This is a genomic window from Thermococcus kodakarensis KOD1 (genome assembly GCF_000009965.1).
Taxonomy (GTDB): Archaea; Methanobacteriota_B; Thermococci; order Thermococcales; family Thermococcaceae; genus Thermococcus; species Thermococcus kodakarensis.
The window spans coordinates 211,210-227,824 of record NC_006624.1; the positions used below are offsets into that span (position 1 = coordinate 211,210).

General features: G+C 57.7%; 20 protein-coding genes. 7 read left to right on the forward strand and 13 right to left on the reverse strand.

The features are described 5' to 3' along the window. Nucleotides 1–90 precede the first annotated feature (90 nt). The 7 genes from trpC to trpA are packed head-to-tail and all read left to right on the forward strand — an operon-like array spanning nucleotide 91 to nucleotide 6,138. Entirely contained in the window at nucleotides 91–777 is a 687-nt protein-coding gene (trpC, locus tag TK_RS01240) for an indole-3-glycerol phosphate synthase TrpC (RefSeq protein ID WP_048053642.1), read from the forward strand. Further along, a complete protein-coding gene (gene trpD, locus TK_RS01245; protein WP_011249208.1) occupies nucleotides 774–1,751 on the forward strand; it encodes an anthranilate phosphoribosyltransferase in 978 nt (325 codons plus the stop codon). The genes trpC and trpD overlap by 4 nt, the downstream gene beginning before the upstream one ends. Beyond that, nucleotides 1,733–3,034 carry an anthranilate synthase component I gene (locus tag TK_RS01250; RefSeq protein ID WP_011249209.1) on the forward strand — a complete coding sequence of 434 codons (1,302 nt, stop codon included), beginning with the start codon at nucleotides 1,733–1,735 and terminating at the stop codon, nucleotides 3,032–3,034. Before trpD ends, TK_RS01250 begins: the two co-directional genes overlap by 19 nt. Next, entirely contained in the window at nucleotides 3,031–3,609 is a 579-nt protein-coding gene (locus TK_RS01255; RefSeq protein ID WP_011249210.1) for an aminodeoxychorismate/anthranilate synthase component II, read from the forward strand. Before TK_RS01250 ends, TK_RS01255 begins: the two co-directional genes overlap by 4 nt. Further along, on the forward strand, nucleotides 3,602–4,228 hold the full coding sequence (locus TK_RS01260) for a phosphoribosylanthranilate isomerase (RefSeq protein ID WP_011249211.1): 627 nt from the start codon (nucleotides 3,602–3,604) through the stop codon (nucleotides 4,226–4,228). The genes TK_RS01255 and TK_RS01260 overlap by 8 nt, the downstream gene beginning before the upstream one ends. A gap of 1 nt (nucleotide 4,229) precedes the next feature. After that, nucleotides 4,230–5,390: a tryptophan synthase subunit beta gene (gene trpB / locus TK_RS01265; protein WP_048053798.1), complete on the forward strand. Its 1,161-nt coding sequence runs from the start codon at nucleotides 4,230–4,232 to the stop codon at nucleotides 5,388–5,390. Next, complete coding sequence (gene trpA / locus TK_RS01270; RefSeq protein WP_011249213.1) at nucleotides 5,383–6,138, forward strand: tryptophan synthase subunit alpha; 756 nt, start codon at nucleotides 5,383–5,385, stop codon at nucleotides 6,136–6,138. The genes trpB and trpA overlap by 8 nt, the downstream gene beginning before the upstream one ends. Here trpA and TK_RS01275 read toward each other — a convergent pair. The 13 genes from TK_RS01275 to TK_RS01330 are packed head-to-tail and all read right to left on the reverse strand — an operon-like array spanning nucleotide 6,120 to nucleotide 16,480. After that, nucleotides 6,120–6,890, reverse strand: coding sequence for a prephenate dehydrogenase/arogenate dehydrogenase family protein (locus TK_RS01275; protein WP_011249214.1), 771 nt, complete (start codon nucleotides 6,888–6,890; stop codon nucleotides 6,120–6,122). The two genes, trpA and TK_RS01275, sit on opposite strands and share 19 nt — an antisense overlap. After that, nucleotides 6,815–7,909, reverse strand: a complete 1,095-nt coding sequence (locus TK_RS01280) for a pyridoxal phosphate-dependent aminotransferase (RefSeq protein WP_011249215.1) — start codon at nucleotides 7,907–7,909, stop codon at nucleotides 6,815–6,817. Before TK_RS01280 ends, TK_RS01275 begins: the two co-directional genes overlap by 76 nt. Then, nucleotides 7,872–8,183, reverse strand: coding sequence for a chorismate mutase (locus TK_RS12315; RefSeq protein ID WP_332370039.1), 312 nt, complete (start codon nucleotides 8,181–8,183; stop codon nucleotides 7,872–7,874). Before TK_RS12315 ends, TK_RS01280 begins: the two co-directional genes overlap by 38 nt. Before the next feature lie 18 nt (nucleotides 8,184–8,201). Then, nucleotides 8,202–9,269: a chorismate synthase gene (aroC, locus tag TK_RS01285; RefSeq protein ID WP_011249217.1), complete on the reverse strand. Its 1,068-nt coding sequence runs from the start codon at nucleotides 9,267–9,269 to the stop codon at nucleotides 8,202–8,204. Beyond that, the gene (gene aroA, locus TK_RS01290) at nucleotides 9,266–10,465 is read right to left on the reverse strand and encodes a 3-phosphoshikimate 1-carboxyvinyltransferase (RefSeq protein WP_011249218.1); all 1,200 of its coding nucleotides are present in this window, start codon (nucleotides 10,463–10,465) and stop codon (nucleotides 9,266–9,268) included. The genes aroC and aroA overlap by 4 nt, the downstream gene beginning before the upstream one ends. Before the next feature lie 5 nt (nucleotides 10,466–10,470). Beyond that, nucleotides 10,471–11,292: a shikimate kinase gene (locus tag TK_RS01295; RefSeq protein ID WP_394295118.1), complete on the reverse strand. Its 822-nt coding sequence runs from the start codon at nucleotides 11,290–11,292 to the stop codon at nucleotides 10,471–10,473. After that, nucleotides 11,267–12,085, reverse strand: coding sequence for a shikimate dehydrogenase (locus TK_RS01300; RefSeq protein WP_011249220.1), 819 nt, complete (start codon nucleotides 12,083–12,085; stop codon nucleotides 11,267–11,269). Before TK_RS01300 ends, TK_RS01295 begins: the two co-directional genes overlap by 26 nt. After that, a complete protein-coding gene (locus TK_RS01305; RefSeq protein WP_011249221.1) occupies nucleotides 12,078–12,719 on the reverse strand; it encodes a 3-dehydroquinate dehydratase in 642 nt (213 codons plus the stop codon). The genes TK_RS01300 and TK_RS01305 overlap by 8 nt, the downstream gene beginning before the upstream one ends. Then, nucleotides 12,673–13,698, reverse strand: a complete 1,026-nt coding sequence (gene aroB, locus TK_RS01310) for a 3-dehydroquinate synthase (protein ID WP_011249222.1) — start codon at nucleotides 13,696–13,698, stop codon at nucleotides 12,673–12,675. Before aroB ends, TK_RS01305 begins: the two co-directional genes overlap by 47 nt. Further along, nucleotides 13,686–14,600, reverse strand: coding sequence for a 3-deoxy-7-phosphoheptulonate synthase (gene aroF, locus TK_RS01315; protein WP_011249223.1), 915 nt, complete (start codon nucleotides 14,598–14,600; stop codon nucleotides 13,686–13,688). The genes aroB and aroF overlap by 13 nt, the downstream gene beginning before the upstream one ends. Beyond that, nucleotides 14,597–15,517 (reverse strand): transketolase family protein, encoded by a 921-nt coding sequence (locus TK_RS01320; protein ID WP_011249224.1) that lies wholly within the window; start codon nucleotides 15,515–15,517, stop codon nucleotides 14,597–14,599. Before TK_RS01320 ends, aroF begins: the two co-directional genes overlap by 4 nt. Then, entirely contained in the window at nucleotides 15,514–16,173 is a 660-nt protein-coding gene (locus TK_RS01325) for a thiamine pyrophosphate-dependent enzyme (RefSeq protein ID WP_011249225.1), read from the reverse strand. The genes TK_RS01320 and TK_RS01325 overlap by 4 nt, the downstream gene beginning before the upstream one ends. Further along, entirely contained in the window at nucleotides 16,166–16,480 is a 315-nt protein-coding gene (locus TK_RS01330) for a hypothetical protein (RefSeq protein ID WP_011249226.1), read from the reverse strand. The genes TK_RS01325 and TK_RS01330 overlap by 8 nt, the downstream gene beginning before the upstream one ends. Nucleotides 16,481–16,615 lie beyond the last annotated feature (135 nt).

Genomic DNA, 16,615 nt, shown 5'->3' on the forward strand with positions numbered 1-16,615 from the left:
TCGGTCTTTTTAGCTACTCCCTTGGACACCTCAGCATGTCCAAAGCCTTATATCCCAACTCCCCCTTTTGACACCGGTGAGTTCAAATGGGTGATGGTTTTTGGATTAAGCAGGGCTATTAGAAAAGCCGAAAAGAACGCCATAATAGCCGAGCTGAAGGTCTATTCTCCGAAGTACGGGGATCTTCTGAAGGGCAGGAACCCCTTTGAGATCCTTAGGGCCTACGAAAGGGCAGGAGCGGTTGGAATCTCTTACATAACCGACCCGAAGTACTTCAGGGGAAGCTTTGAGTTCCTCAGGAAACTCTGCAGGGAAACGGAACTGCCAGTTTTGCGGAAGGACTTCATAGCCAGCAAGGAGGAAGTCGAAAGGACTGCTGAAGCAGGAGCTTCGGCGGTTCTCCTGATAACGCGGCTTCTGAAAGAGGAACTGCCCGAGTTCGTGGACTTCGCGAAGGAGCACGGCTTGGACACCCTCGTGGAGGTGCACAGCGAGGAGGAGCTGGCGATAGCACTCCAGACGGACTCAACGATGATAGGGATAAACAACCGCGACATAGGGAAGCTTGAGCTCGACGATGGCAACGTGAGCCTAACGGAAAAGCTGGCGCCGCTCATACCGAAAAGATACGTGAAGGTCAGCGAGAGCGGCATAGCGGGCACGGAAGACCTGAAGAGGGCTTTAAGACATGCGGATGCCGCTCTGATAGGCACCGCGCTCATGAAGACCCCGGATCCTGAGGAGTTTCTCAGGAAGCTCGTGGAGGTGGAAGTATGAGCCTTCTTGCGAAGATCGTCGATGGAAAGAACCTGAGCTTTGAGGAGGCCTACGAGCTCTTCAACGAGCTGAAGGGGAGCGATGGAGTGCTTATAGGGGCCTACCTGGCTGCACTCCAGACCAAGGGCTACACCGGCGAAGAGCTCGCGGGTCTGGCGAGGGCAATGAGGGACAGCGCAGTCAAGCTCGACCTCGGGAAGGTGGCCGATACAGCCGGGACGGGGGGAGACGGCAGCTCGACCATAAACGTCAGCACGGCCTCGGCTTTGATACTCTCGGCCTTCACGAGGGTCGCTAAACACGGAAACGTTTCCATAACATCGAAGAGCGGCTCAGCCAACGTACTTGAGGCGCTTGGCTTAAACATACGGGTTTCCCCGGAGAGGGCCAGGGAGATGGTCGAAAGCACGAACTTCACGTTCATCTTCGCTCCCGCCTATCACCCGGCACTCAGACCAATAATGCCCGTGAGAAAGGCCCTCGGGATAAAGACAGTCTTCAACGTCATCGGGCCGCTTGCGAATCCAGCGGATCCAGCATACCAGGTAGTCGGAGTCAACTCTCCAGAGCTTCTGGAACCCGTGGCAGAGGCCCTGGAGTTCCTTGGGGTTGAGAGGGCCCTGGTTGTCCACGGTTCGGGCATGGATGAGGTGTCCCCACACAGAGAGACCCTCGTCCTGGAGGTTGGCAATGGAGTTGAGAGGTACACGCTCTCACCTGAGGACTTCGGAATCGAGCCTGTGAAGCCCCTGCCGTGCTCCTCCCCGGAAGAGAGCGCCGCGAGGATAAAGGCGGTTCTAGGGGGTTCGGGAAGGCGGGAGGACAGGGACTTCATCCTCGTCAACGCTTCGGCGGCTCTCTACGCGTCAGGGGTTGCGGAGGACTTTAGGGAGGGCCTTGAGATGGCCAGGGAAGCCCTGGGCCAGGGAATGCTTGAAAAACTGGAGGAGATAGCATGCCTCTCAAAAAGCTGAAGCCCGTTGACCCTTTGAAGCTCTACAGCGCCCTTAGAGACTTTGGGATGCCATTCATGCTCCGCTCTGCCGAGAAGGACTCCAGGAAGGCCAGATTCACCTACATATCGGCCGAGCCGGAGTTCGTCGTGGAGGTCGGCGAGGGGACTGAGATCGACGGGGAGCGAGTTTCCGACGAGAGGAACCCCCTCAGAGCTCTTAAAGGGCTCATGGGGGAGAGGGTCGAGGGCAGGAGGTTCATGGGTGGCTTCGTTGGCTACGTCTCCTACGATTCGGTACACTCCATCATCGGGGGGAAGATCGAAGAGCCCTCGGTCTTCGGCTACTACCCCTGGACCTTCATCTACGACCACTCTACCGGCGCTCTTTCCTTCTTTTACCTCAGAGAGGCTCCTTTCGACCCCGAGGCCTTAGTTGAAAGGGCCAGGAGGGAAGAGTCACGGCTTGAAGACGGCGGTTCGGAGGTCATATCCACCGACGCGGGCATGGAAGAGTTCGTTGAAATCGTCAGGGCTGGGAAGGAGTACATCTACTCGGGGGACGTCTTCCAGGTGGTTCTGTCGCGCGAGTACAGGGTTAGAACGGATCTCGATGCCCTCGAAATCTACAAGCGGCTCGTGGAGCTCAACCCCTCCCCGTACACCTTCATCCTGGAGTTCGAGAAGACCGTCGTAGGGGCCTCACCCGAAACCATGGGTTCCGTCGAGGGGAGAACCTTCAAGATAAACCCCATAGCAGGAACAGCGCCGAGGGGAAGGACGGGGGAGGAAGACCGGGAGCTGGAAAAGGCCCTACTCTCCGACGAGAAAGAGCGAGCTGAGCACGTCATGCTCGTTGACCTTGCTAGAAACGACGTCAGGAGGGTTTCAAAGCCCGGGAGCGTTAGGCTAACCCGCTTCTTCGACGTCCTGAAGTACAGCCACGTCCAGCACATAGAGAGCGAGGTGGTCGGTGAACTCGATGAGGGGAAAAACGCGTTCGACGCCATGGAGGCGGCTTTTCCGGCGGGAACACTAACCGGAGCCCCGAAGATAAGGGCGATGGAGATCATAGACGAGCTGGAGAGGAGCAGGAGAAAGGTCTACGGGGGAGCAGTGGGTTACTTCTCCCTCACCGGGGACGCCGACATGGCGATAGCGATAAGGATGGCCGAGATCGAGGGCAGGAAAGCGAGCGTTAGGGCCGGGGCAGGAATAGTGGCGGATTCAGTTCCAGAGAAGGAGTTCTTCGAGACCGAGAACAAAATGAGAGCAGTTCTGAAGGCGCTGGGGGTGAGGGAATGATAGTCCTCGTCAACAACAGGGACTCCTTCGTCTGGAATTTAGCCGAGTACGCCTCCCTCTTCGACAGAGTGAAGGTCGTTCCGAACACTATAACCGTTGGGGAGCTCAGAAGGCTCGACCCCGATGGAGTGATAATCTCCCCCGGCCCGGGGCACCCGCTCGAGAGGAGGGAAGTGGGAAACTCGCCGGAGATAGTCCTCGAGGCGGGGGTACCTATCCTCGGGGTCTGCCTCGGCCACCAGATAATAGCGACGGCATTCGGCGGGAAGGTGGGGAGGGTAAAGCCCAGGCACGGGAAGGCCAGCCCCGTGAAGCACGACGGGAAGGGCGTTTTGAGGGGAATCAAGAACCCGCTGACCGCTGGAAGGTACCACTCCCTCGCCGTTCTGGAGGTTCCAAGGGAGTTTGATGTGAGCGCCGTTTCCCTCGACGATAACGTGGTCATGGGGATAAGGCACAGGAAGCTCCCGATAGAGGGCCTTCAGTTCCACCCTGAAAGCGTTCTGACCGAATGGGAGAGGAAAGAAGGCTTGAGGATCATCAAAAACTTCGTGGAGATGAGCAGAAATGGTTGAGTTCGTTAAGATATGCGGCGTAAAAACAATGGATGAGCTCAGGCTTGTCGAGAGGTACGCCGATGCAACGGGAGTGGTGGTGAACTCAAGGTCGAAGAGGAAGGTGCCGCTGAAGACGGCCGCGGAGCTGATTGAGATGGCAGAGATCCCAATCTACCTCGTTTCCACCATGAAGACCTTCCCAGAGTGGGCCAACGCGGTAGAGAAGACCGGGGCCGAGTACATACAGGTGCACTCGGACATGCACCCCAAGGCCGTCAACAGGCTGAAGGATGAGTACGGGGTGAGCGTTATGAAGGCCTTCATGGTCCCAAGGGAGAGCGACGACCCCGCGGAAGATGCGGAAAGGCTCCTCGAGCTCATAGGGCAGTACGAGGTTGACAAGATACTCCTCGACACAGGGGTGGGGAGCGGGAGGAGGCACGACTACAGGGTGAGCGCGATAATAGCCAAGGAGTACCCGATAGTCCTGGCCGGAGGTTTGACCCCGGAGAACGTTGGGGAAGCGATAAGGTGGGTTAAACCAGCTGGAGTCGACGTTTCGAGCGGCGTTGAGAGGAACGGCGTCAAGGACAGGGTTTTGATAGAGGCCTTCATGGCGGTGGTGAGGAATGGATGATATGTTCTTCGGAAGGTTTGGGGGCCAGTTCGTCCCCGAGACGCTTATAGAACCTTTGAAGAAGCTTGAAAGGGCTTACAAAAAGTTCAAGGACGACCCTGAGTTCAACGAAACCCTCGAGTACTACCTGCGGAACTGGGCGGGAAGGCCGACGCCCCTCTACTACGCGGAGAGGCTTAGCAAAAAGCTGGGAGGGGCGAAGATATACCTCAAGAGGGAGGACCTCCTCCACGGCGGGGCCCACAAGACGAACAACGGCATAGGGCAGGCCCTCCTCGCCAAGTTCATGGGCAAGGAGAGGCTCATAGCCGAGACCGGGGCGGGCCAGCACGGCGTCGCCACGGCCATGGCGGGGGCGCTCCTCGGGATGAAGGTAGACGTTTACATGGGCGCCGAAGACGTCGAGAGGCAGAAGATGAACGTCTTCCGCATGGGGCTGCTCGGCGCGAGGGTTATTCCCGTCGAAAGCGGCTCAAGAACCCTGAAGGATGCCATAAACGAGGCCCTCCGCGACTGGGTTGCCACCTTCGAGTACTCCCACTACCTAATAGGCTCGGTTGTCGGGCCCTACCCATACCCGGTCATCGTGAGGGACTTCCAGTCGGTAATAGGCAGGGAGGCCAGGGAGCAGATACTCGAAGCCGAGGGGACGCTACCGGATGCGGTAGTGGCATGTGTCGGGGGCGGGAGCAACGCAATGGGCATCTTCTACCCCTTCGTGAACGATAGGGTCAGGCTCATAGGCGTCGAAGCCGGGGGAAAGGGCCTCGAAACGGGCCTCCACGCGGCCTCGCTGAACGCCGGCGAGCTCGGCGTTTTCCACGGCATGCTCAGCTACTTCCTCCAGAACGAGGAGGGCCAGATAACTCCTACCCACAGCGTTTCGGCGGGGCTCGACTACCCGGGAGTTGGTCCCGAGCACGCCTACCTCAAGGATAGCGGAAGGGCCGAGTACGTCACGGTGACCGACGAGGAGGCTCTGAGAGCCTTCCACGAGCTTTCCAGGACGGAGGGAATACTTCCAGCGCTCGAATCGGCCCACGCGGTAGCCTACGCGATGAAAATAGCCCCAGAGATGGATAAAGACGAGATAATCATAGTCAACCTCTCTGGGAGGGGCGACAAGGACCTGGATATAGTCAGGAGGGTCGGGAATGTTTGAGAAGGGCTCGCTGATTCCCTATCTCACGGCCGGCGACCCGAGTGTCGAAAAGACCCTTGAGTTTTTACTAGCGGTCGAAGAGTTCGCCGGTCTAATAGAGCTCGGAATCCCCTTCAGCGACCCGATGGCGGACGGGAAGACGATCCAGGAGTCCCACTACCGCGCCCTGAGGAACGGCTTCAAACTCGATGATACCTTCAGGATCCTCCGCGAGTTCAGGAGGCACTCCTCTACCCCAGTAATTCTGATGACCTACTACAACCCGGTTTTCAGGACGGGCGTTAAGAAGTTCCTCGGAGAGGCTAAGGCCAGCGGGGCCGACGGGATCCTCGTGGTTGACCTTCCTGTGAGCCATGCAGGGGAATTCCTCGATGCGGCCAAGGAAGAGGGGCTAAAGACAGTATTTCTTGCAGCCCCAAACACTCCCGATGAAAGGCTTAGGGAGATAGATAAAGCCTCTACCGGCTTCGTCTACCTTATCTCCCTGTACGGGACCACTGGAGCCCGCGACAGACTTCCCGAGACGGCTTTCGAGTTCGTGAGGCGCGCCAGAAAGATATGCAACAACAAGCTGGCAGTCGGCTTCGGTGTTTCGAGGAGGGAGCAGGTGGAGGAGCTTTTGAAGGCTGGAGCCGACGGGGTTGTCGTTGGAAGCGCGCTTATAGAGCTAATATCCCGCAGTGAGAACCCCGTGGAGGAGCTGAGGAGAAAGGTGGCGGAGCTCTCGGGCTACTCCAGAGCTCTGTAGAACCTTTCGTAGGCCTCTTCTATTTCTTCCCATTCCAGTTTTTCCCTGAGTCTCTCCGGGTCCGGCGGGTTTTTCCTCATGAAGTCTAGGAACTCCTCTATCTGCTCCCTGGACATGCTGAGGACTTCCCTTATGAAATCGGGAGAATCGTGGAGCACCGCCTTTCCGTAGGTCTCCAGGAAGGCCCAGGAGGTTCCGCCAAACTCCTCCAGTCCGAGCTCCCTGGAGAGCGAGAGGTAGCTTAATCCGATGAAGTAGGGGACGCCTATGACGAAGCCCATGAGCCTGTCGTGGGTCTTCCAGTCGAGGAAGGACACGTTCCCCCCGATGGAGCGTATAAAGTCGGCGACTTCCTCCGCATCCTTCTCCCTTCCTGGAATGGGGACCGTTATGAACCTCTTCCCCTCGATGGTCTTCGCCCCGGGCCCGAACATCGGGTGAACGCTCGCAACTCTTGTTTCCTCGCCAAAGCCCGCGTAGGCTTCAACAACGCGGGACTTGAAAGTGGCTATGTCGAAGACGATCTTTTTCCCGCCGTGCTCCCTCGATATTTCCGCGAGCCTCTCCAGCCTTTTCGGGACAGTGTCGAGGGATGAGGCTACCATTATCACGTCCGACTTCAGGTAGAGTTCCTCCAGCGATCCAACGTCGCTCCGCCCGTGTTCGGAGTAGAAGATCACCTCGAACCTTCCGCCGAGACACCTCTCGAAGAGCCTTCCCATCCTTCCGTAGCCCGCGATTCCAATGCGCATTCCAACTCCTCCCTAATGACCCTTAATCCCCTCTCAAGCCCCTTCCCTGAGAGGGATATCCTTATGAAGTTGGGGTAGTCGCCAAAGGCCATTCCTGGAAAAACGGCAACTCCCCTTGAGAGCAGCCTCTCGGCGAAGGCCATCCCGTCCTGGGGCGTTCTGAGGAAGATGTAGAAAGCTCCCTCCGGCTCAACGAAGTCGAAACCCCTGAGCATCTTTGAGGCCATCCTGACCCTCTCAAGGTATGCCCTCCTGACTTCTTTGATGAGTTCATCCCTGAGTTCGAGTGCCTTTACTCCAGCCCTCTGAACGAAGGGAGGGACACATGTTACCGTGCTCTCTATGAACCTCTGTATCCTCCTGATCTCGTTCCGCTCTCCTATTGCGTAGCCGAGCCTGAAGCCGGTCATGGAGTAGAGCTTTGAAAAGCCCTTAACTGTAACGACGTTTTCGTAGAGCTCTCTCGCTGGCGTAAAGCGGGTGAAGCTGAGCTCAGCGTAAACCTCGTCCGAGAGCACCTTAACACCGTTCTCCTCGGCGACATCGAGCAGTCCCCTGATCTCCTTACCAGACAGAACCCTCCCCGTCGGGTTGTTGGGGTAGTTGATTATGATGAGGTCAGCTTTTATCTCCTCAACCCTCGGAATCCACCTCTCATCCAGGGTCGTTTTTATAACCTCTACCTCCCTCCAGAACTGGCGGGCTATCAGCGAATAGGCGTTCCAGCGGGGAGAAACGACGGCCACTTTTTTAGCAGACGCTATCTCCGCCGCTATGAGGATCTTCGCACCTGGGGCGACGATGACTTCATCGGCCGAAACCCCCTCGAACTCGGCTATCCTCTCCCTCAGCTCCCTTATTCCGCCGGTACTCGTGTAACCGGTTTCTCCCCTCCTGAGCGACTCTACAGCCTCCTCGATTATCTCCCTCCTGACCGGTATGTCCGGCTGACCGGCGTCGAGCCTCGACTCAGGCCTAACCTCATTTATCCTGTTGAAAAACTCGTAAACGTTGAACATCCCTGCTCACCTCAAGGATGGCTTCGAAAACCCTCCTAAATTCGCCTGCCCTGGATAGAACTTCTCTCTCCCTGTCCGGGTCGTAAACTGGCATTTCGAGCTTTAGCTTGGCTTCCCCTATGGCCTTTGCTACTTCCATCCTCCTCTGGAGAAGCTGGAGAATTTCCCGGTCAATCTCGTCTATCCTTCTCCTCAGAATGGCAAGTTCTACAAGATCAGGACTCGATATTGGCGGGACATCACCGTCACCGTTTTGAGCTTGAAGTTCGAAGATTTAACCTTTTGGACAGGTTCACCTAACCATCCCCTCCCAGGCCCTCCTCCTCAGGAGGTGGTCGGCTATTACGAAGGCAACAGAGCTTTCCACAACTGGGAGGGCCTTTGGGACTATGCAGGAATCGAAGCGTCCCCTAAGCTTGAGCGTGACTTCCTCCATCCTCCCCAGGTCAACCGTTCTCTGGGGGAGGTAGATGGATGGTGTCGGCTTGAAGGCAGCCCTCACCACGAGCGGCATTCCAGTCGTCATGCCCCCCAGAACACCGCCGTGGTTGTTGGTCTCGGTCACAACCTTTCCGTCCTTCAGGACGAAGGGGTCATTGGCCTGGCTCCCCCTGAGCTCCGCTAACCCGAAGCCCAGGCCGAACTCAACGCCTTTGACGGCCGGGATCCTGAAGAGGGCCGAGGCTATATCCGCCTCGATGTCCTCCTCCCAAGGCCCGCCTAGGCCCGGAGGAACGTTGAAGGCGACGGCCTCAACAATTCCTCCAACACTATCGCCGGCCTTTCTGGCCCTTTCCATCTCCTCAACCATGGCCTCGAAGGCCCCCTCGTCGGGGCAGTAGGGGTTTTCAGAGCTCAACAGCTCCTCGGGAGAAACATGAGCCTCCACGCGCCCTATCCGCTTGAGGTAAGCTCTCACCTTGATTCCTTCCCTTTCCAGGAGCTTCTTGGCGAAGTAGCCCGCTATAACGACCCCAACCGTCAGCCTCCCCGAGAAGTGGCCCCCGCCCCTGTAGTCGTTGTATCCGAAGTACTTTATCCCCGCTGGATAGTCCGCATGCCCCGGTCTCGGCGTGTTCCTTATCTCCTCGTAGTACGAGGAATCCACGTCCCTGTTCTCCACGATGACGGCGACAGGTGTCCCAGTTGTCCTCCCCCTGAAGACTCCTGAAAGGATCTTCGGCTCGTCAGTTTCTTTCCTCTTGGTTGCAAACCTCTCTATGCCCTTCCTCCTCTCAAGCTCCCGCTTGAGCTCCTCAACGCTGACCTCTATTCCAGGGGGGAGCCCCTCTACAAGGACTCCAACAGCTTTTCCGTGGCTCTCGCCAAACAGGGAAAAGCTCAGCAGTTTCCCCCTCATTCCAGGAGCCTCCTCAGGTCGTCGAAAAACCCCGGGTGCGACTTGGAGACGCTCTCCGTGTCCTCGATGATAGATGGCCCAGTAGCGCCGAGAGCCGCTATGCTCATCGCCATGGCTATCCTGTGGTCGTTGAAGGTCTCTACCTTAGCTCCCCTCGGCCGTCCGCCCTCTATCTCAAGCCCGTCCTCAAGCTCCCTCACCTTAACCCCCATCCTCGACAGGTTGACCGCCATCGCCCTCACCCTGTCGCTCTCCTTGAACCTTAGCTGTCTCGCCCTTATCACGCTCCTGCCCTCTGCGTAGGCCGCAACAACGGCCAGTATGGGGAACGAATCTGGAAAATCGGAGCAGTCGAGTGCAACAGCTTTAAGCTCGCCCCCCTCGACCTTCACGTAATCCCTCCCCCTCTTCACCCTCGCCCCGAACTCCTCAAGCGCATCCAGGAAGGCCATATCCGCCTGCACATCTTCCCTCAGGAGGTTGTTCACCCTAACTTTACCGTACAGGGCCCCAGCTGCCAGGAAGAAGGAGGCAGTTGAGTAATCTCCCGGAACCTTATACCTTGTCCCCTTAACTCCAGGATATACCTCGAAGGAGAAGCCCTCCCTCTCAAATTCCACTCCAAAGGCCTCCATCGTCCTGAGCGTCATCTCGATGTAGGGCTTTGAAACGGGGTTCCTGGCCTCGACCTTCAGCCCGACCTCCGCCCCCAGGAGGAGCAGGCCGCTGACGAACTGGGAGGACTTGGATGCGTCGACCGAGACCCTCCCGGACTTTACGGGGCCCTTCACGGTAAGCGGGAGGCTAAAACCATCAACCTCCGCCCCAAGGCCCTTCAGGGCTTTCACGAGCCCGTCCATCGGTCTCTCCCTCAGCCTTCTCGCCCCATCTATGAGGGTTTTCCCCCCAATACCCCCAGCGAGAGCAGTCGAAAACCTCGCCGTTGTCCCGGATTCCCTGGCGTAGACAAAGCCGGGGGAGGGCTCTTCTGGGGGCACAACGGTTTTTCCATCAACACCAGCACCGAAGGATCTGATGGCTTCTATAGTTGCAAGGGTGTCGTCGCAGACCAGGGGGTTCTCTATGGTGCTCTCCCCCTCAGCCAGCAGGGCAAGGAAGTAGGCCCTGTGAGTGTAGCTCTTCGAGGGAGGGGCGTTGAGTTCTCCCCTGACTTCATCAACGGGCCTGATTATCAACGCGATCACCTCAGCTCTGTTGTCAGGACTTTCCCAAACTGCTCCCACTCCTCGGCAAGCTCCTCTGGCTCATTCGTGACGGCAAAAACCGCCGGTCCCTTCCCGCTCAGCCCAACCACGGCCCCCCTCTCTAGGGCAATCCTGAAGGGCTCGATGGGGTGGCCGAGATACGTCGAGTAAACCAGACCGTTTATGAGGGCCGCTTTCCTCCACTCACCCTCAAGGGCCAGCCTCACGGCCTCCTCCACGTAAGGTCTGATTGGGGAGAAGTCCCTTCCGCCTAGACTCTCTGTTAGGAGGGTTTTTCCAGGGAGTAAGAGCACAACGGGAAGGGGCTCGACTTTGGAACTGTGGAGAACCCTCATCCCGAGGTTGTCGGTGACCCAGAGCGAACCGAAGTAGGAGGCGCAGGCGTCGTCAAAGGCCCCTGTTAGGGTAACGCCAGCCCTCTTAGCGGCCTCGACCCCGGCTTTAACCACTTCCATTTCGCTCATATCAAGCCCGAGGGCATCGGCCAGGGCCTTTGAGAGGGCGTTAGCCGCTGCGGAGCTGCTCTTGAGGCCCATCGCAATTGGTATCTCCGACTCTATCCTGAACTTGATACCGAACTCCTCGCCTGTTTTCTCCCTGAAAACATCAGCGACCGCTTTAACGAGTCTGAAATCCCTAACCTGCTCCCCTCTAACCCTGATCTCTCCCTCTATTCCATCACCCTTTAGCTTGACCTCCGCCCTCGTCCAGAGGTCTATCCCGATAGCTGAACCTACTCCCGTTGCGAAGGCGTTGACAACGGTAACGGCGCTACTCGCTGATGCCCTCAAGCGCAGCCCCCCTCATAAGCCCTTCATCTGGCTTAAATCCCGTCCAAAGCCTGAAGCTCTCGATGCCCTGATAGACGAGCATCCAGAGACCGTCAACTGTTTTACAGCCCCTCAGCTCGGCCTCGGTGAGGAGGCGCGTCTTCAGGGGCTTGTAAACTATGTCCATGACGACGAGGTCTCTCCTCAGCAGCTCGGCGGGAACAGGAGTTTCCCAGGAGTTCATTCCGACGGAGGTGGCGTTTATCAAAACCTCGGCCCATTCCAGGTACTCCCCAAGGTTCTCTCTGTTCAGAGCGTCCCCCGTTATTCCAAAGCGCTCCAGGGCCTTCGCCTTTTCGGGGGTTCTGTTGAGGACGACCACCTCGTTGTCCCTGGAAAGTTCGTAGGCTATTGCCTTCCCCGCACCGCCCGCTCCGATGATGAGTATCCTCCTTCCCCCCAGCTCGATGGCCCTTTCGAGGGCCCTCCTCGCGCCCAAGCCGTCGGTTGTGTGGCCTTCCAGCCTCCCTTTCCTGTTAACGACCGTGTTAACGCTCCCGATTTCTCCCGAATCCTCGGAGAGTGAGTCGAGGAAATGAATCACCGCCTCCTTGTGGGGCATTGTGACGTTCAATCCGGATATTCCGAGGGCTTTGGCGCCCCCAATAGCCTCCCCAAGCTCCTCCGGGGGGACTTCGAAGGCCAGGTATACCGCGTTGATTCCGAGGGCTCTGAAAGCTGCGTTGTGCATTACCGGGCTGAGCGAGTGTCTCGCCGGAAAGCCGATCACCCCGTAGAGCCTCGTTTCCGCGTCAGCCAAAGAGCATCACCCTCAGTCTGTCCAGTTCCTCCGCCCGGAGCTGTCCTGGGGCCACCTCCCCCTCAAGGGGGGCGTACGTGAACGGCGCCAGCTGGGCCGAAAAGACCCTGGAGATTCTCCCGAGGGGCCCCATGCAGAAGGCGATGAGGTTCTCAGCATGCTCGTAAAGCCTCAGAACCCTCAGGTTGTCGAGGGGGGAGTTTGCTGTGGTGACTATCTTTATTATCTCAGGCTCCAGCTCCTCCATGTCCTCGAGGAGCGTCAGGAGCTTCCCAAAATCCGGGGTTCCATTGAAGTCGTGGTAGGAGAGAATAACACCAACCCCCTTCTCTTTCGCAAGCTCCATAACTTCCTGGGCTATATCCGAGGCGAATTCCACGTCAACGTAGGCCGGTTTGAGCTCCATAACCCTTCTGTAGAGGCTCAGTCTTGTCCCGTCATCGAGGGGCCTGATTCCCCCTTCTTCCCTCCTCCTCGGCGTGAAGATGAGCTTTTTAGAATATTCCCCCAGCACTTCCAGTCCCTCAAAGCTCTCAAAGGAGTCGAGCCTGACCTCGTAGAGGTTAAACTTCGAGGTTTTTATCTTCTCAAGCGCTTCCCCCGGGTTTCTGGCAGTCACCACTCCCGCTATCATCCCTCGTTGCCTCCAGGGCCCTTTTCAAAACAGCCTCATCGACTTCCTCAACGACGACATCGCCTATTTCAACCGGGATGACGAAGGTTATCCTCCCGTACCAGGCCTTCTTGTCGAGCCTCATCTCCTCCAGTATCTCCTCCGCCCTAAAGGGGTGCCCCGTGGGGAGCCCGAGCTTCTTCAGGAGCTCTTCGGTCTTTCCAGAATCGAAGCCGTAGAGCTCTTCCCCGACCTTCGAGGCCACCATGAGTCCCATCGAAACCGCAAGCCCGTGCTTTATTCTGTAATTCGACAGCTTCTCGATCGCGTGTCCGGCTGTATGCCCGAGGTTGAGTATCCTCCTCAGCCCGCTCTCCCCCAGGTCCTTCTCAACTACCTCCACCTTGAAGAGGGCGCATTCCCTGATGAGGGTCTCGCTTATCCCTTCAAAGTTCCTGGCGAGGGCGTAGACCTTCCTGTCGAGCAGAGCATACTTTGCAACTTCCCCAAGGCCGTTCCTTATCTCCTCCTCTGGGAGCGTGGAGAGGGTTTCATGGGCTATCAGGACGAAGTTTGGAAGGTAAAACGTCCCTATCATGTTCTTCCCGTTGAAGTTCACCCCTGTCTTGCCCCCTATGGCCGCGTCCACCTGGGCCAAAAGCGTCGTTGGGACGAGGCCGAGGAGGGTTCCCCTCATGTAGGTCGAGGCCACGAAGCCCGCTATGTCTGTCACGACTCCCCCACCGAGGCCTATAAGGAGGGACTTCCTCGTGAAGCCCTCCTCCTGGAGCCTCTTCCAGATGGCTACGGCAGTCTCAAGGCTCTTGTACTTCTCGCCGTCTGGGATGACTATCCTTATCGGCTCCTCTATCCCTTCGGCGGCCTTTTCAAGCCAGAGCCTCTCCACCGTCGTGTTCGTCAGAAAGGCGACTCTGTGGGGGTTGAGCTCCTCCGCGAGGGAGGGAAGGATGGAGAGGGGGCCGAAGCTCAGGCCCTCCATCCGAGCCCCCCCAGCTCCATGAGGAAGACCTCGGTGTACCAGTCGTTCTCCTCGACCCTCTCCGAGAGCACGTACCTCGGAACGCCCTCTGCGGCCTCTCTCGATGTTGTCCCTTTCCATCCGAGCCCTTCAAGCTCCCCCAAAAGCCTCTCGAAGTCCTCGAAGGTCAGCTGCTGGGCAGAGTCCGAGAGGGCCTTATCCGGCTCGGGGTGAACCTCGACCATTATCCCGTCGGCCCCGACTGCATAAGCCGCTTTTGCCAGGGGTATCACGAGCTCCCTCCTGCCCGCTGGATGCGAGGGGTCAACTATTATCGGCAGGTGTGAGAGCTCCTTGACGACTGGGACGGCCGAGATGTCCAGGGTGAACCTTGTGGAGGTTTCGAAGGTTCTTATGCCCCTCTCGCAGAGGATAACGTTCTCGTTGCCCCCGCTTAGTATGTACTCGGCCGAGTAGAGGAGCTCCTGGACGGTGTTTGCCATGCCCCTCTTCAGAACCACGGGGTTGTCGACCTTTCCCACTGCCTTAAGCAGCTCGAAGTTCTGGGAGTTCCTGGCGCCGATCTGGAGCATGTCGGAGTACTTCGCAACCAGCTCCACCTGCGAAACGTCCATAACTTCCGTAACGGTTACGAGGCCGTATTCATCGGCTGCTCTCCTCATCCACTTCAGGGCCTCTTCCCCGTGCCCCTGGAAGGAGTATGGACTCGTCCTCGGCTTGAAAGCCCCTCCGCGGAGCACTTTAACGCCCATCTCGGCCAGGAACTCTGCAACCTTCATTATTTGCTCCTGGCTCTCCACCGCGCAGGGACCTGCTATTACCGTGAATCCGTCGCCGATTTTAACCCCTCCGACCTTAACGACAGTTTTCGGCTTGGAGCCCTTCTCGAATTTGAACCTCATGTCAGCATCACCTCAACCTTCTTCACGACGCTTTCCGCAGTCAGACCATAGCGCTCCAGGAGTGAGAAGTAGTCCCTGCTCGACCTGCCGAACTCCGTCGTCCCGATCCTGATGAGCCTCTTCGGCATCTTTTCCGAGAGAACCTCCGCTACCGCTCCCCCGAGGCCGCCGTGAATGCTGTGCTCCTCAAGGGTAACGACCAGGTCTACCTTAGCGGCCAATCTCAGCAGCGTTTCCTCGTCGAGGGGCTTTATCGTGTGCATGTCAACGACTCCAGCGCTTATTCCCCTCTCCTCAAGCTTCCTCGCCGTTTCGAGGGCCACCGACACCATAACGCCAGCGGCCACAAGGAGAACGTCGCTTCCCTTTCTGAGGACACTTGCCTTTCCCAGCTTCAGCTTTGGACTATCATAGACCCTTGGAGCGTGGTCCCTGCCGAGGCGCATGTAGACGGGCCCCTCGAGCTCGATGACCTGTTTGAGGAGGACGGGAACTGAGGGGGCGTCCGCCGGAACAACTACCGTCATGTTCGGGAGGACGCGCATGAGGGCTATGTCCTCAAGGCACTGGTGTGATGAGCCGTCCATGTGGTCTGAAAAGCCAGAGTGCGTTGGAATGAGCTTGACGTTGAGGTTGTCCCTGGCTATCGTGTTCCTTATCTGCTCCCAGGCCCGCATCAGGAAAGCCGCAAAGGCCGAAACAACTGGGATTTTGCCCCCTATGGCCAGACCCCCAGCCATCGAGACCATGTCCTGCTCGCTTATACCCACCTGGATGAACCTCTCGGGAAAGGCCCTCTCGAAGTAGGCCGTTTTCGTCGAGCTCTTGACGTCCGCATCTAGGACAACGATGTTCGGGTTCTCCTCCCCTAGCTCAACCAAAGCCCTCCCAAAGGCTTCCCTGAAGCTTTCTATCACACTTCCCACCTCGCTATGATGACCTTCGGCCTTCCCCCGAGTTTTTTGGCCGTTTCGAGGGCCTTCTTGAGCTCCTCCTTCCTGTTGGGAACCCCCATAACCTCCCAGCCGAAGGCCCTCCACTTGTCCGCCAGCGGTTCCTTGCTCAGTATCTCCTCTGTTCCTCCCGTGAGCTGGAAGTAGTTCCTGTCGACTATCGCTATCACTCTATCGAGCCTGTGGTGCGATGCTGTCATAGCAGCTTCCCAGACCTGGCCCTCGTCCAGCTCGCCGTCGCCGAGAATGACGTAAACGTATCCCTCTTCCCCGTCCATACGCTTGGCCATCGCTATACCGTTGGCCACCGAGAGTCCCTGGCCGAGGGAACCGCTGGAGACCTCTATGAAGGGCAGCCCCCTGATTACGTGGCTCGGGAGGCCGTCTATGTCCGCGAAGCTGTAGAGCTCCTCGTCGCTGAGAAGACCCATTTCGTGGAGCATCACGTAGAAAGCTGGAGCCGAGTGGCCTTTGCTGAGTATTACGACGTCTTTCTCTCCCTTCTCCTCGAGCACTGCTGAGAGAATTTCGAGGCAGGTCTCCGAGGACTCGAGGTGGAAGTTGTTGACGGGCTGGAGCATGCTCTGGAGCTTTGTCCTCGGATCGAGGGCCTCACTCATGGCCGTCCACCTCCAGAAGGCTGAGAATCATTCTCCCGTGCTCGGTAAGCCTAACGGGCCTGGGGTTTTCCTTAGTGCCGTAGTCTATGAGCCCGAGTTCCTTCAGAATTCTGGCGTTCAGCTTCAGCGTCGAGAGGGCTTTTCTTTCCTTTCTGCTGAGCTCCTCAAGGAGAGAATTCAGGGAGCGGTGTCTGCCGCTTATGCTCCTCAGTATCAGTCTCTGGTTCTCGTTCAAAGCCCTCAGAACGAGCTTCCTGATTACCTCTTCCCCGCCGGGGGTTACTAATATTGGCGGGGCATCACCCATTGGCGGGACATCACCTGGTTTGAAGACTTCATAAATTGGCGGGACATCACCGATCACCGGAGACGGATGAATCAGCAACCCTATTTAAACTATTCGCCAGGTTTGCCTGTCCAATTCCCAAAAAAGGACGTCCAT